This is a genomic window from Salinibacterium sp. G-O1, assembly GCF_030063305.1.
Lineage (GTDB): Bacteria > Actinomycetota > Actinomycetes > Actinomycetales > Microbacteriaceae > Rhodoglobus.
In genome coordinates this window covers 58,745-71,827 of record NZ_JASISV010000001.1, presented here as the reverse complement: position 1 = coordinate 71,827, position 13,083 = coordinate 58,745, and the positions used below count along the sequence as shown (strand labels likewise).

Annotated in this window: 12 protein-coding genes and 1 tRNA gene; 9 read left to right on the top strand and 4 right to left on the bottom strand. The window is 64.4% G+C overall.

The genetic code is table 11. From position 1 onward, the window contains the following. Window positions 1-8 precede the first annotated feature (8 nt). From QMG83_RS00345 to QMG83_RS00335, 3 genes are read right to left on the bottom strand one after another with little or no spacing between them, the layout of a single operon-like run. Window positions 9-1,253, bottom strand: a complete 1,245-nt coding sequence (locus QMG83_RS00345; protein WP_283503383.1) for a Stp1/IreP family PP2C-type Ser/Thr phosphatase — start codon at window positions 1,251-1,253, stop codon at window positions 9-11. A gap of 4 nt (window positions 1,254-1,257) precedes the next feature. Then, window positions 1,258-1,794, bottom strand: a complete 537-nt coding sequence (locus QMG83_RS00340; RefSeq protein WP_283503382.1) for an FHA domain-containing protein FhaB/FipA — start codon at window positions 1,792-1,794, stop codon at window positions 1,258-1,260. Continuing rightward, entirely contained in the window at window positions 1,794-2,501 is a 708-nt protein-coding gene (locus tag QMG83_RS00335; RefSeq protein WP_283504494.1) for an FHA domain-containing protein, read from the bottom strand. The genes QMG83_RS00340 and QMG83_RS00335 overlap by 1 nt, the downstream gene beginning before the upstream one ends. A 198-nt stretch (window positions 2,502-2,699) precedes the next feature. Between QMG83_RS00335 and QMG83_RS00330 the strand changes: the two genes are divergently transcribed. The 5 genes from QMG83_RS00330 to QMG83_RS00310 all read left to right on the top strand — a co-directional run bounded on the left by QMG83_RS00330 (window position 2,700) and on the right by QMG83_RS00310 (window position 6,421). Continuing rightward, window positions 2,700-2,783: transfer RNA gene (locus tag QMG83_RS00330), tRNA-Leu, on the top strand. Between the two features lie 192 nt (window positions 2,784-2,975). After that, on the top strand, window positions 2,976-3,791 hold the full coding sequence (locus QMG83_RS00325; protein ID WP_283503381.1) for a DNA/RNA non-specific endonuclease: 816 nt from the start codon (window positions 2,976-2,978) through the stop codon (window positions 3,789-3,791). Window positions 3,792-3,831: 40 nt separating this feature from the next. Next, on the top strand, window positions 3,832-4,884 hold the full coding sequence (locus QMG83_RS00320; RefSeq protein ID WP_283503380.1) for a type III polyketide synthase: 1,053 nt from the start codon (window positions 3,832-3,834) through the stop codon (window positions 4,882-4,884). After that, complete coding sequence (locus QMG83_RS00315; protein WP_283503379.1) at window positions 4,881-5,405, top strand: isoprenylcysteine carboxyl methyltransferase family protein; 525 nt, start codon at window positions 4,881-4,883, stop codon at window positions 5,403-5,405. Before QMG83_RS00320 ends, QMG83_RS00315 begins: the two co-directional genes overlap by 4 nt. Further along, the gene (locus tag QMG83_RS00310; RefSeq protein WP_283503378.1) at window positions 5,402-6,421 is read left to right on the top strand and encodes an NAD(P)/FAD-dependent oxidoreductase; all 1,020 of its coding nucleotides are present in this window, start codon (window positions 5,402-5,404) and stop codon (window positions 6,419-6,421) included. The genes QMG83_RS00315 and QMG83_RS00310 overlap by 4 nt, the downstream gene beginning before the upstream one ends. A gap of 114 nt (window positions 6,422-6,535) precedes the next feature. Here the strand turns inward: QMG83_RS00310 and QMG83_RS00305 are convergent, their stop codons facing one another. Next, a complete protein-coding gene (locus QMG83_RS00305) occupies window positions 6,536-7,303 on the bottom strand; it encodes an IclR family transcriptional regulator (protein WP_283503377.1) in 768 nt (255 codons plus the stop codon). 202 nt (window positions 7,304-7,505) lie between these two features. Here QMG83_RS00305 and QMG83_RS00300 point away from each other — a divergent pair, with 202 nt between their 5' ends. The 4 genes from QMG83_RS00300 (at window position 7,506) to QMG83_RS00285 (ending at window position 13,023) form a co-directional block, all read left to right on the top strand. Further along, window positions 7,506-8,462: a carbohydrate ABC transporter permease gene (locus QMG83_RS00300; protein WP_283503376.1), complete on the top strand. Its 957-nt coding sequence runs from the start codon at window positions 7,506-7,508 to the stop codon at window positions 8,460-8,462. Beyond that, window positions 8,459-9,361: a carbohydrate ABC transporter permease gene (locus QMG83_RS00295; protein ID WP_283503375.1), complete on the top strand. Its 903-nt coding sequence runs from the start codon at window positions 8,459-8,461 to the stop codon at window positions 9,359-9,361. Before QMG83_RS00300 ends, QMG83_RS00295 begins: the two co-directional genes overlap by 4 nt. A gap of 74 nt (window positions 9,362-9,435) precedes the next feature. Then, window positions 9,436-10,719: an ABC transporter substrate-binding protein gene (locus tag QMG83_RS00290; protein WP_283503374.1), complete on the top strand. Its 1,284-nt coding sequence runs from the start codon at window positions 9,436-9,438 to the stop codon at window positions 10,717-10,719. A gap of 45 nt (window positions 10,720-10,764) precedes the next feature. Continuing rightward, entirely contained in the window at window positions 10,765-13,023 is a 2,259-nt protein-coding gene (locus tag QMG83_RS00285; RefSeq protein WP_283503373.1) for an FAD-dependent oxidoreductase, read from the top strand. Window positions 13,024-13,083 lie beyond the last annotated feature (60 nt).

The window sequence follows — 13,083 nt, the reverse complement described above, 5'->3', positions numbered from 1 at the left end:
TAGCGATGTCAGGGGATCCGAACACTCAGGAGTTGATCGACGATCCGCTCGGCGTCAGCGATGCTGTCGGCGTTGATGGTCGCCTTGACGCTCTCGCGTTGGTAGGTGGGTAGGTCGTCCAGTTGCAGCGTCGTGCTTCTGTACACGTGGGAGAGGGAGATGGGTCCGAGGTCCTGCTGCACGCCCTGGTAGATCGTGACCCTGCCATTTTCGGCGCCCACGAAGTAGTGGCGCTGCGTGAACTCGTAGCCGATCACGCAGGCCCCAGCGATCAGCGCTGCGACAATCACCACGAAGGCGATCCAGCCGACCCGGCGACGAATCTCGCGTCGCCGGTCCTCCTGGATCAACGCGGTCAGATAGTCGTCTGATTCGGGTTCGAAATGGCTGTCCTCGGGCGGCGCAGCCTTGAGTGGGTGCAGCAGCAGGCTCGGCAGCCGGAGGGGCCTCCGAACCACGTCATTCTCGAAGACCAGCGGGACCGCCGCCGAACCGACGGTGATCGGGGGGATGTGCGACGAGTCATCCGATTCGTCGACGTCGACAATGACGACGGTGACATTGTCGGGAGCGCCCTGGTCGAGACTGTCTTTCACCAGCTTCTCGGCAGCCGATTGCGCCGACCGGATCGTCGACAGCGCAACATGCATCTTGTCGTCGCTGACGTAACTGCTCAGTCCGTCGGAGCACAGCAGCCAGCGATCTCCGGGTCGTGTGTCGAGCACCGCGGTGTCGATCTCGGGAGACGCGTCGACGTCCCCGAGCACGCGCATGAGCACCGACCGTCTGGGATGCACTGCGGCTTCTTCGGCGGTGATGCGGCCGCTGTCAACGAGACGTTGCACGAAGGTGTGGTCTGCGGTGACCTGACTCAGCACGTTGTCGCGCAGCAGGTAGACGCGTGAATCACCGATGTGCGCAATGGCCACCTGGTTTTCCACGCGCACCATGGCGCTGACCGTCGTTCCCATCCCGGTGAGCTCGGAGTGTTCGAAAACTGTCTCGGCGAGAAGCGAATTGGCGGCCAGTAACGCCGTGCGGAGAGCGAATTCGGCGTCCCGGGGAGAGGAATAGAGTCGGTCGGTCTCGGCTATTCGCTTGACGGCGATGGCGGAGGCGACATCGCCACCAGCGTGGCCGCCCATGCCGTCTGCGACGACGAACAGGTACTGTCCGGCATATCCGCTGTCCTGGTTGTTGCTGCGGACTTTGCCGACGTGCGAAACGGCCGCACTCTTCCCCGTGGTCGACATGCGCTTACCGCCGAAGCTCGAAGCTCGTCGTGCCGATCTTGACCGGTGTGTTTAGCGGAACGTGGGTCGGGACCAGAACGCGAGTTCCATTGAGGAACGTGCCGTTGGTCGAGTCCAGATCCTGGATGACCCAGCCATCGGCCCACAGCAGCAGGCGCGCGTGGTGGGTGGAGGTGTAGTCGTCGCGGATTACCAGCCCCGACTCGTTTGAGCGGCCGATGGTCATCGCCTCGGGTGGCAGATCCATCTCGAGCCCGGCTTTCGCACCGGACGTGATGACGAGTCGTCGGGCTTCGAGCGATCCCGGCCCGCCCGATGCGGCGGGCTGCTGCCGCGAAAGCTGTTCGGTTGCCGGAGCCGGGGCGGTGGGATGCTGGGCCACGGGTGCTGCTGGTGCTGCGGTCTGGGCGGCTGGCGCGGGCAGGCGACGCACCTTCTGGCCGAACAGGTCAGACCTCAGCGCGTAGACGATCGCGAAGATGAAGCCCCACAACACTACGAGGAAGGCGATCCTCAGGATGAGGAGGGTCAGTTCGCCCATCAGCGAGCGCCGTCCCGCAGCGGGGAAGACTGATCGGAGTCAGCCGACTGCGCGATCACCCTGAAAATGATTCTGGTTCTGCCGATGTCAATGACGGAGTCGGGGGGAAGGGGCGCCCGCGAGACCTTATTGCCGTTCAGGAGAGAGCCATTCGTTGAACCGAGATCATTCACCTCTGCTTTCGCGCCATCCCACAAGATCTCGACGTGTTTGCGGGAAATGCCAGTGTCGTCGACGGTGATGGTCGCATCGCTTCCACGCCCGACGATGGTGCGCGAATGGGTGATGGTGTGGCGCGTGCCGTTGATCTCAAGCACCGGGGTCCACGAGACGGTGCCCTGGACATTCACGGACTTGATCTCGATCATGCCCTGGCTCAGCGTGGACTTCTCCGCCAGGGTGATGGAGATTCCTCCGGCGAACGAATAGTGCTGTGCGGCAGCATGCTGTTGCACGAGCCCGATGAGCTCGTCGATGAGGGTCTGGCCGAGGCCGATCATCCGGTCGTAGTCGACCTGGTTGAGCTGCACAGTGAACTTGTTCGGGACGAGAATGCGGTCGCGTGACACGACCGCAGCCTTCGTGTCGAGCTCCCGGCGCAGGGCGCTGGTGATCTCGACGGGCTGGAGTCCACTCTTGAAGGTCTTGGCGAACGCCCCGTTTACGGCGCGCTCGAGACCCTTCTCGAAGCTGTCCAGAAGACCCAAAACACTCCTTGTCATTGCCCGTACTGCATACCGATGTTAGCCGCTACGACATGCAGCTATCGATTCGCCACCATAAATGCGACGCATTGAGGCCGGAGACGGGAGATGCCGGCCCGGATTGGCTGTGATGCGACGCATCCGCAGCAGGTCAGGACTGTGATAATCTCGCTCAGTCGGCGGCTCGCTGCTGACAGGTGAGCGCGAGTGGCGAAATTGGCAGACGCGCACGGTTCAGGTCCGTGTGCCCGAAAGGGCATGGGGGTTCAAGTCCCCCCTCGCGCACCGTAATTGATAAAGGCGTCCCCATGTTTTTTGGGGGCGCCTTTATCAATTAAGGCGCAAGGGGTGTGTCTCTTGAGCGCTCGGGGCCCCGAACCCCGCAGTCCAGACCAGCTTGCTGGGCTGGCGGCTGGGTTTGGGCGTCAAGTCCCCCCTCGCGCGGTCGTCGAAGGCGGTCGTCGCTACGCTCGAGGGATGAGTGGATACGAGGCTGGCTTTCTGGACGTCGAGGTCGAGCTGCCGGTGGCGCAGCAGCCGGTCATCCACCTCGATTACACCCACTTTTCGGTGCTGCTTGATCCCGCGCGGAGGCTCGCCGCCGTCACAGCAGTGAACATCGCGGGAGCCGAACTCGTCGAGGTCAAGCGAGGGAGCACCTGGCGGCTCGACACAAGAGCGGCACAGGAAGAGCAGGCCGGCGCCGAACTCTATGCCCGAAATGATCTCGACCGTGGGCATCTGGTACGTCGCCGGGATCCGGTGTGGGGGGATGACGCGAAGCAGGCGAACTCCGACACATTTGTGTACACGAACGCTGCGCCGCAGGCGGCGAAGTTCAACCAGAGCAAGGAGCTCTGGGTGGGGCTCGAGGACCACGTTCTCGCCTTCGCTGGCGCGAATCGGCTCAGGCTGAGCGTGTTCACCGGGCCCGTCTTCAGGCCGGACGATGCGCTGTACCGGGGCGTGCGCATCCCGAGGATGTTCTGGAAGATTGCCGCCTGGACCGTGCTGGTTGATGGCACAGCACAGCTCAGAAGCGCAGGTTTCGTGGTCGACCAGTCGCCGCTTCTGGAAGACATCGACCTGCGCGAACTGCTCAGCGGCAATCCGCCGCCCCTCGGCCCGTTCCGCACTTTCCAGGTTCCGGTCGAGCGGATCGCCGAACTCACGGCGCTCAGCATCGACCAGCTGGTGGATGCCGACCGCTACCAGCCAGCACCGGCAGCACAGGCGGGCGGCACCCAGGGAGACTGGCACGAGCTCGCCGCGAGCGACGACATCGAACTCTGACGCCCATGAACCGGCAAGCGCCGCGTGTTAGGTTCAGGAAATGACGCGCATCGCGGCGGTCGCCCCTGTTCTTCCCGCCTATGAGTACACGCAGGCCGAGATCACGGCCGAGCTTGCGCCGCTGATCACCTCGGCGCCCGGGCCGCGTGCGGTGCTGGAACGGATGCACGCGGCATCCGGGATCGGAACACGCTTCACCGCCCTTCCGATCGAGCGGTACCGCAGTCTCGGATCGTTCAGGGAAACCAACGACATCTTCATCGAGGTGGCGACGGAGCTGGCAGAGAGGGCGCTGCGCGCGGCGCTCGCCGGGTGCGGGCTGGAGGCGCAGGATGTCGACTTTGTGATGTTCACGTCGGTCACCGGAATATCCGCGCCATCGATCGACGCACTGCTCGTTCAACGTCTCGGGCTTCGCCGGGACGTGAAACGGCTACCCTCGTTCGGCCTCGGATGTGTCGCGGGGGCCGCGGGGCTTGCCCGCGTCAATGACTACCTGGTCGGGCATCCGGATCAGGTAGGCGTGCTGCTGAGCGTGGAACTGTGCTCGCTCACCCTGCAGCCCGACGACGGATCGATGGGCAATTTCGTGGCAACCGGGCTCTTCGGAGACGGCGCCAGCGCAGTCGTTCTCGTCGGTGACAACCGGCCAGAATCCGGTCCACGTATTGTCGGCACCCGCAGCTCGTTCTACCCGGACACGAAGGACGTCATCGGCTGGAACGTCGGTGGAACCGGATTCGAGATTGTGCTCACCGCCGGCGTTGCCGAGGTGATCACGCAGCACTTCCCCGCCGAAACCGATGCGTTTCTTGCCGACAACGGGCTCGGAATTGCGGATGTCACGACCTGGGTCGCGCATCCGGGCGGCCCGCGCGTGCTTGAGGCTTTCGCCGCCGCACTTGAGGTGCCGGCATCCGCGTTCGAGAAGTCGTGGGCGTCGCTGGACCGGGTCGGAAACCTGTCGTCTTCCGCGGTGCTTCATGTGCTCGCAGACACCATCGACGCGGGGGTCGCGCCCGGATCGACGGGCCTGCTGTTCGCGCTCGGGCCGGGCGTGAGCGCCGAGTTTGTGCTGCTGGAGTGGCCGTGAGCGTCATCCTCTATGTCGCCCTGATCCTGGCCACAGGCGGCGAGCGGATTTTCGAGCTGATCGTGTCGCGGCGCAATGCGGCCGCGGCATTCGCGCGCGGTGGCACGGAATATGGGCAGAGGCATTTTCCGTGGATGGTCGCCCTGCACACCGGGCTGCTGCTCGCGAGCGTTGCCGAGGTCGTGCTGCTGCAGCGGCCGTTCATCCCAGCGCTGGGATGGCCCATGCTGGCCATCGCCCTGCTCTGCCAGGTCGGCCGGTACTGGATCATCCGCTCGCTCGGCAGCCAGTGGAATACGCGCGTGATTGTGGTGCCGGGGGCCGGTCGGGTTGCCCGCGGGCCATACCGATGGGCGTGGCTGCCGCATCCGAACTACCTGCTCGTGGCTGTGGAAGGCATCGCATTGCCACTCGTGCACACCGCATGGGTGACCGCCCTGGCATTCACGGTGCTGAATGCTGTGTTGCTGCTCGGCTTCCGCATCCCGACTGAAAACAGGGCGCTGCGGCAGCTCGCATGAGTGCCGATGTCGATGTGGTCGTGGTCGGCGGCGGACCCGTGGGGCTTGCTGCGGCGATCGAGGCGAGGCTGGCCGGGCTGACGGCGCTCGTCATCGAGCCGCGAGAGAACACGGTCGACAAGGCGTGCGGTGAAGGGCTCATGCCGGGCGCACTGCCGCTGCTGGCGCGACTCGGCATCGATCCGCCCGGGATGCCGCTGCGCGGGGTGAGCTATCTGACGCCGACTCGGCGAGCCGACCACCTCTTCAGCACGGGCGCCGGCCGAGGGGTTCGCCGCACCGCGCTGCACGACGCGCTCTCGTCGCGCGCGGCGGAATTGGGAGTTGAGCGCACCGCCGGCCGCATCGATGCGTTCACGCAGGATTCCGACGGAGTCACGGTGGACGGACTGCGTGCCGGTTGGTTGTTCGGTGCTGATGGCCTGCACTCGACGGTGCGGAGGGTGGCCGGGCTTGAACATCCGCGTGCGGGCGCCCGCCGCTACGGGTTGCGCCAGCACTTCGCCGTTGCCCCGTGGAGCGACATGATCGAGGTGCACTGGGCCGCGACCGCAGAGATTTACGTGACCCCGGTCGCGGCCGACACCGTCGGGATCGCCGTGTTGGGTCGGAAATCCACGGACTTTCACTCGACGATCAGTGGAATCCCGGCCCTCGCCGCGCACCTCGATGGCGCGGCCGCGGCAAGCAGCCTGCGCGGGGCCGGGCCGTTCCGGCAACGAGCGCTGCGTCCCTCGGCCGGGCGGGTGCTGCTTGTTGGCGACGCATCCGGCTATGTTGATGCGGTTACAGGCGAGGGGTTGCGACTCGGGTTCGAGCAGGCGCGGCTGGCCGTGGAGCACGTGACGGACGGCATCGACTACGACAGGGCGTGGGCGCGCTCGACCCGCGACTTCCGTCGGCTCACGGCGGCGCTGGTGCAGGCCGCGACGAGTCCACTTCGGCCCGCGATAGTGCCGGCGGCGGTGGCGTTGCCCGGCGTCTTTGGCGCGGTGGTGGAGCGGCTGGCGCGGTAGCTGCTTCGGGCCGTCGACCGCGCCCGTTCGGCGCGAGGGCGCGCGTGCGCGCGGGCGCACCCGTGCCAGACGGGCGCGGTGGAGCGGGCCGCGGCGCGGTGCAGGCCGCGACCGTCAGCCGCGGGGACCGTGGTAGCCGAATCCGGAGCTGATTCGATCCCCGGCCTCGACGACGATTCGCCCCAGCTCGCCGGCGCGGTGCTCGAGGTCGATGGCGCTGCGTGGACCGGAAATCGAGATTGCCGCGATGATCTTCCCGAAGCGGTCAAAGATTGGAGCCGCAACGGATGCGCGGCCGAGCACGAATTCCTCGACCTCAGTCGCAAAACCTCGCTTCGAGATGATCGCGATCTCTCGCTCCAACTCGGCCGGGTCGGTGATGGTGTTTTCGGTGTAGCGCGTCAGCGTGAGCGCACGTCGGGTCGCGATGCTGGCCGACGCGAGCGTCGATTTTCCGATGCTCGTGGCGTGAACCGGGACACGCTGGCCCGTGAGCGTGTGCGATTTCGGCGAAAGTCGTCCCTCGAAATTGCACAAGTACACGAGCTCCGCGCCACGCAGGATGGCGATATTGACACCGAGCCCGAGCTCAGCGGCAAGGTTTTGCGCAATCTGGCGGCCGATCCGGTGAACCGGGTTTTGGTTGATCGCTACCCCGGCCAGCGTGAGGAGCTCATCCCCGAGGAAGTAGAGCGAACTCATGGGGTCGCGTTCGACCAGGCCCGACGACTCCAAAGTCGAAAGAAGTCTCGACGCGGTCGACTGTGTGATGCCAGCCGCCTTCGCAACATCTCCGACCCGCCTCGGCATTCCGTCGGAAAACACCTTGAGCACCGCAACCGCTTTTTCGACACTTTGATTCGTCGACCTGTCGTTCGTCACGCGCCATCCTTTCCCGCGAGGAATTGGCGCGATTGGCTCCACAATGAGCGCAACGTCACCCTCTCCATCCACATAGTGCATGACAGTTGCACAACAGCGCAACCTCGTGCACCATTAGCGCGATGACGCCGGGTGAAATTGCCCTCCTTCCGAGTTCGATCTCGAGGTGTGACGCGTCACGCCGGACAGTCAAAGGACAACGATGACCTTGTTAACACCCGAGGAAGAAGTCACGCGGACGCGTCGACGAGGGACCCCCCTCTCGGAGCACGCATTCCTCGTCTTCCTGCTCGCACCCGGCCTCCTCCTCCTGTGCGCGGTCGTTCTCTATCCCCTGCTTCGCTCGCTGAGTACGGCCTTCTTTGACGAAAGCCTGCTTTACCCAGGTTCTGTCTTCGTCGGGTTCGAGAACGTCATGGACGTTCTGCGAGAAGACTTCGTCCGTCTCTCCTACCAAACGATGATCTTCACGGTCGGAGCGACGGTCCTTCCGTTCGTCGTCGGGCTCGCCCTCGCGCTGGTGCTTAATCAGCGGTTCCGTGGGCAGGCCTTCCTGAGGGGCGCATTCCTCGTGCCGTGGCTCATCCCGGGCGTGGTCGTGTCGTTCTTGTGGATGTGGATCTTCGACGCTAACTACGGCGTGCTTAACGGCGCCCTCATCGGAATGGGGCTCATCGACTCGCCGATCGCCTGGCTTTTCGAGACCGACACGGCGCGGGCGGCACTCATTCTCGCCAAGACCTGGAACTCATTTCCCTGGATCATGGTCATGTTGCTTGCCGGACTCCAGACCGTGCCGGGCGAACTTCACGAAGCCGCCTCCATGGATGGCGCAGGCGCCGTGCGACGCTTCTTCGCAGTGACCTGGCCGCACATCGGGGGAATCGCGGGATTGGTGATCCTGCTGGAGTTCATCTGGAACTTCCAGCACTTCGACACCATTTTCGTCCTCACCGGCGGAGGTCCGGCGGGCACGACTTCGACGTTTGCCACCGCCGTGTATGACACCGCGTTCAAGGGTTACGACCTGGGGCACGCCGGAGCGCTTGGTCTGATCTGGATGCTCATGCTGACCGTCCTCGTCGTCATCTATGTCTGGATGTCGGAACGCGGCGACAAGGAAAGCAAATCGCGCGAGACGACGGGAGAAACACGATGACCATGATCGATGTCCAAAGGCCCGTGAATGACGGGTCGGATATGGCCCCGTTGCGCCGGGCGACTCCGCGTCGTCGCAGGCGGCCCATCCGATGGGCAATGTGGATTGCTCTCGTCATCGTGTCGTTGTTTGCGTTCGGACCCATCTACTGGCTTGTCGTCACGTCGCTGACCCCGAGCGCCGACGTGTTCAAATTTCCGCCCACGCTGTGGCCGACCACGATCACCTTCGATCACTATGCCGACGTGATCGGGAATCCGATGATCTTCGGGTATCTACGCAACAGCATCATCGTTTCGGTGACTACAGCCGTGCTGTCGGTCATCGTGTCGATGTACATGGGCTTCGCATTCTCGAAGTATCGGTTCAAGGGCCGCAAGTCGCTCATGTACTTCGTGTTGTCGAGCCAGATGTTCCCGCAGGCACTACTGCTGGTCACGTTGTACCTCGTGTTCGCGCAGTTCGGGTTGCTCAACACGTACCTGGCGCTCATAATCTCGTTCACGACGTTCACGCTCCCGTTGTGTGTGTGGATGATGAAGGGGTTCTTCGACGCATTGCCCGATGAGCTCATCGAGGCTGCACGCATTGATGGGGCCGGCCCGTGGCGCGTCTTCCATTCGGTGATGCTGCCGCTCGCGGCACCCGGGCTCGTTGCTGCGGGGCTCTTCGCATTCGTGCGGGGGTGGAACGACTTCATCTTTGCCCTCACCCTCGCGGGACCGGACAAGCAGACGGTACCGCCCGGCCTCGTCAACACGTTCATCTTTGAAGCAAGCGCGGCGTGGCCAGCACTGATGGCGGCATCGCTGCTGGTGTCGATTCCCGTCGTGGTTGCCTTCATCTTTCTTCAGCGCTTCCTCGTCGGCGGAATCACCGCGGGCGCCGTGAAGGGCTGACCCGGATTCATTTCGCTCGCACCACCTGAAGTACCCGCACCACTACCTGTCCCACCCATGTTCGAAGGAGAATCATGAATACCCAACTTTCCCGGCGCGACCTGCTGCGCTACTCGGCGATCGGCGTCGGCACCGCGGCCATATTCGGCCTTGCCGGATGCGCGCCCACCTCGACCGGCGTCGTTGCCGCCCCTGGTGATGGGCCAACCGATTTCACCTTCGGTTCATGGAGTCTTTCCGAGGACGCGGCCAAAGCACCGTTGCAGGGCGCGATCGATGCGTTTGCAGGGACAAAGAACGTTTCGGCCTCCACCGTGAGCTACCCGTACAACGACTACCTCAACCAGCTCACCCTTCAGGTACGTGGCGGCCAATTCGCAGGCGCAGCGCAACTCGACGTTGCGTGGCTGTCGGCGATGGTCGCTCTCGGAAAGCTCTCCGACCTGTCCGAATTCTCGACGGGACGTGGCTACACGAGTGCAGCGCTCGGTGCCGGGCAATTCGATGGTGTGCAGTACGGCCTTCCGTGGACGATCGGCGCGATCGGCCCCGTGCTGAACCAGGAGCTCTTCGAGAAGGCGGGCGCATCCGTGTCGCCCGCCACGATCGAGGAGTTCGAGGAGGGACTGCGCGCCCTCAAGGGCATCAACGTCATCCCCTACGCGGCCGCGACGAAGGCTGCCGGCCTCAAGGACATCCTTGTCTGGATGCAGACGTTCGGGTCGCCGATCATCAAGGATGGCAAGTCGACCCTCGGTGACGCCGAGTCGGTCGCCGCCGTCAAGTGGTACAAGAAGCTCTTCGACGACGGCCTGATCGCTCCCGACGTTGACCGCTCGGCCGCCCGCACCCTGTTCGCGCAGGGGACCACGGCCATGTACGACGACGCACCGGTAGGCAAGTCGGCCGTGACCGGCCAGTCCTCCGACAGCGGACTCGGCGACAAAATGACGTCGATGGCGCGACCCGTTCTCGCGAGTGGCGACACGCCACAGCACGTTCTGTGGGGCCACCTCATCGTGGTAGCGGAGGGCGAGGGGTCGGCGACGGCGGCCGAGTTCGCCCAGTGGATTACGAGCGATGACGACCAGACGGTCGCCTACTTCGAGTCCCTCGGCCTGCCGCCGACCACCCAGACGGCCCTCAAGGCCGACGCTGTTGCGGCCAACACCTATGTCGCAGACTTCACGTCGCGTGTTACCTCGACGGCAACGTCGAGCCCGCTGTGGATCTACCCCGGCTACTCGCAAATGGAGACGGCGATTGCCGAGCAGGTGCAAGCCGTGCTGATCGGTCAGTCGTCGGCCGCCGACGCCATGGCCACTGCCGGCGCGAAGGTCAACAGCCTGATCCGCTGAATTCGCTGACGCCTCGACCGCCCGCCCTCACCTCATCTGGAAATCATGCAAACTCAGACCATCCATTCGGACATCACCGTCGTCGGCGGAGGACTCGCTGGAGTGTGCGCCGCGATTAGCGCAGCGCGACTCGGCAAGTCCGTCGCACTGATCGGAAACCGACCGGTTCTGGGAGGCAACTCTTCCTCGGAGGTGCGGGTGTGGGTGGTCGGGGCCACCGCGCACGGCATTCAGCGCTACGCCCGGGAGAGTGGCGTGATTGGCGAGCTCTATCTGGAAAATCAGTACCGCAATCCCGAAGGCAATCCGGTCATTTGGGATGAAGTTGTCTTCGATGCGGTTCGCGCCGAACCGAACATCCGCCTGTTCCTGAACACGGACGTCCGCGAGGTCGACACGATCGACGTGGACGGGGAGCGCCTCGTGCGATCCGTGCACGGATGGACGATGGGCTCCGAGATGCTCACGGAGTTCACGGGCAGCTATTTCCTGGATTGCACCGGGGATGGGCTTGTCGGCTATCTCGCCGGAGCCGACTTCCGGCTCGGTCGGGAAGCCCGGTCGGAATTCGGGGAGACCTGGGCGCCGGACGAAGCCGACAACGAGTTTCTGGGCTCGACAATCCTCTTCTACACGAAGGACCTAGGGCGCCCCGTAAAGTTCATCGCGCCCGACTCGGCAAAGAACATCGAGGAAACTCCCATCCCGACATCCCGCATCCTGCGAAGCGGCGACAAGGGAGCGCACTACTGGTGGATTGAGTGGGGCGGCGAGCTCGACATCGTGCACGATAACGATCGAATCCGGGAAGAGCTACGGTCGGTCATTTTCGGCATTTGGGACTACATCAAGAACTCCGGGAAGTTCGAGGCGGACAACCTCGACCTTGAATGGGTCGGCTCCATGCCGGGCAAGCGCGAGTACCGCCGGTTCCTGGGTGACCACGTGCTCACCCAGAACGACATTCTCGATCAGGTCGAGTTCGATGATGCCGTCGGCTTCGGCGGGTGGTCGATCGACCTCCACCCGGTAGAAGGCATGTACGCGACGGAGGCGGGTGCCCACCAGCGGTACTCCAAAGGCATCTACGCGATTCCGTTCCGGAACTATTTTTCGCGCAACGTCGCCAATCTGCTGTTTGCCGGGCGCAATATTTCCGCGAGTCACGTCGCGTTCGGGTCAACTCGCGTCATGGCAACGTGCGGCGTCGGCGGCGAGGCGGCGGGAACCGGCGCATCCCTCGCCATCGATCTCAAGGTGCGACCGCGAGATTTGGCGATCTCGCACTCGACCGAACTCAAACAGCTGCTCCTGCGCCAGGATGCGGCGATTTTCGGCGTCCGAAATGAAGACCCGGCGGATCTCGCGCGCACCGCCCGCGCTTCCGCCTCGTCAACGGCAATCTCGATCGACCCCGCCGACTTTTCGAGCACCGGAACTGAGCACACGCTGCCTCTCGCGCAGGACGTGGGGGTGTTGGTGCCGGTGGACCCGCGGCTCGACGGCATCGACATCCTGATCGCTGTCAACGCCGACACGACACTCTGGGCCGCGCTGTGGACGACCGAGCTGCGCCAGAACGCGGTTCCGGTCGTCGAGCAAGCGCGCACGTCGGTCGAGGTCTCCGCGAGTCCAAACCCGCAGTGGGTGCGAATCCCGCTCGCCTGGCACCCGAACACGCCGGAAAGCGTGGTCGTCGTGATCGACGCGAACGAACAACTGGGCGTCGTCTATCGCGACACCCAGGTTCCGGGCGTAATGACCCTCGTTCATGCGGCGCAGGCCGACGGTGACCTGAACGTTCAGGTCGACATGTCCGAGCCCGTCATCGCATGGCCCGCGATCCCCATGCGCGGGAAAGTCGTTCGCACGCGGCTCGACCCGCCGACCGCAGCATTCGCCGCGGAGCGGGCGGTGGGCGGCTTTCAACGGTTCTACGGTGGGCCGAACATGTGGGCGTCCGCGCCGTTGGCTCAGGATGCCGAGCCGGTGCTGCGGCTCGACTGGGATCAACCAACCACGGTGCACCAGGTTCGCATCGTTTTCGACGACGATCAGGATGTCGAACTCAACACGCTGCATCACCACCGCACGCCGGATGAGGTCTTTCCGGAACTCGTGCGCGACTACGTGATTGAGGCGCGATCCGACAGCGATTGGGTCGAAGTCGCTCGCGTCGACAACAACCGTAAGCGGCAGCGAGTGCATCACTTTCCCGCCGTCGAGACGGACGCCCTGCGGCTGCGCATCCTCGCCACCAACGGCGCCGATCAGGCGCGGGTTGTCTCGATTAGGGCGTACTAGGCCTCGCGGCAGCGCCACCGCGCCCGTTCGGCGCGAGGGCGCGCGTGCGCGCGGGCGCAC

Bases quoted from the DNA above. Each gene is read 5' to 3' on its own strand.
- QMG83_RS00345 (WP_283503383.1), bottom strand. From the start codon at position 1,253: ATGTCGACCACGGGGAAGAGTGCGGCCGTTTCGCACGTCGGCAAAGTC.
- QMG83_RS00340 (WP_283503382.1), bottom strand. From the start codon at position 1,794: ATGGGCGAACTGACCCTCCTCATCCTGAGGATCGCCTTCCTCGTAGTG.
- QMG83_RS00325 (WP_283503381.1), top strand. From the start codon at position 2,976: ATGAGTGGATACGAGGCTGGCTTTCTGGACGTCGAGGTCGAGCTGCCG.
- QMG83_RS00320 (WP_283503380.1), top strand. From the start codon at position 3,832: ATGACGCGCATCGCGGCGGTCGCCCCTGTTCTTCCCGCCTATGAGTAC.
- QMG83_RS00310 (WP_283503378.1), top strand. From the start codon at position 5,402: ATGAGTGCCGATGTCGATGTGGTCGTGGTCGGCGGCGGACCCGTGGGG.
- QMG83_RS00300 (WP_283503376.1), top strand. From the start codon at position 7,506: ATGACCTTGTTAACACCCGAGGAAGAAGTCACGCGGACGCGTCGACGA.
- QMG83_RS00295 (WP_283503375.1), top strand. From the start codon at position 8,459: ATGACCATGATCGATGTCCAAAGGCCCGTGAATGACGGGTCGGATATG.
- QMG83_RS00290 (WP_283503374.1), top strand. From the start codon at position 9,436: ATGAATACCCAACTTTCCCGGCGCGACCTGCTGCGCTACTCGGCGATC.
- QMG83_RS00285 (WP_283503373.1), top strand. From the start codon at position 10,765: ATGCAAACTCAGACCATCCATTCGGACATCACCGTCGTCGGCGGAGGA.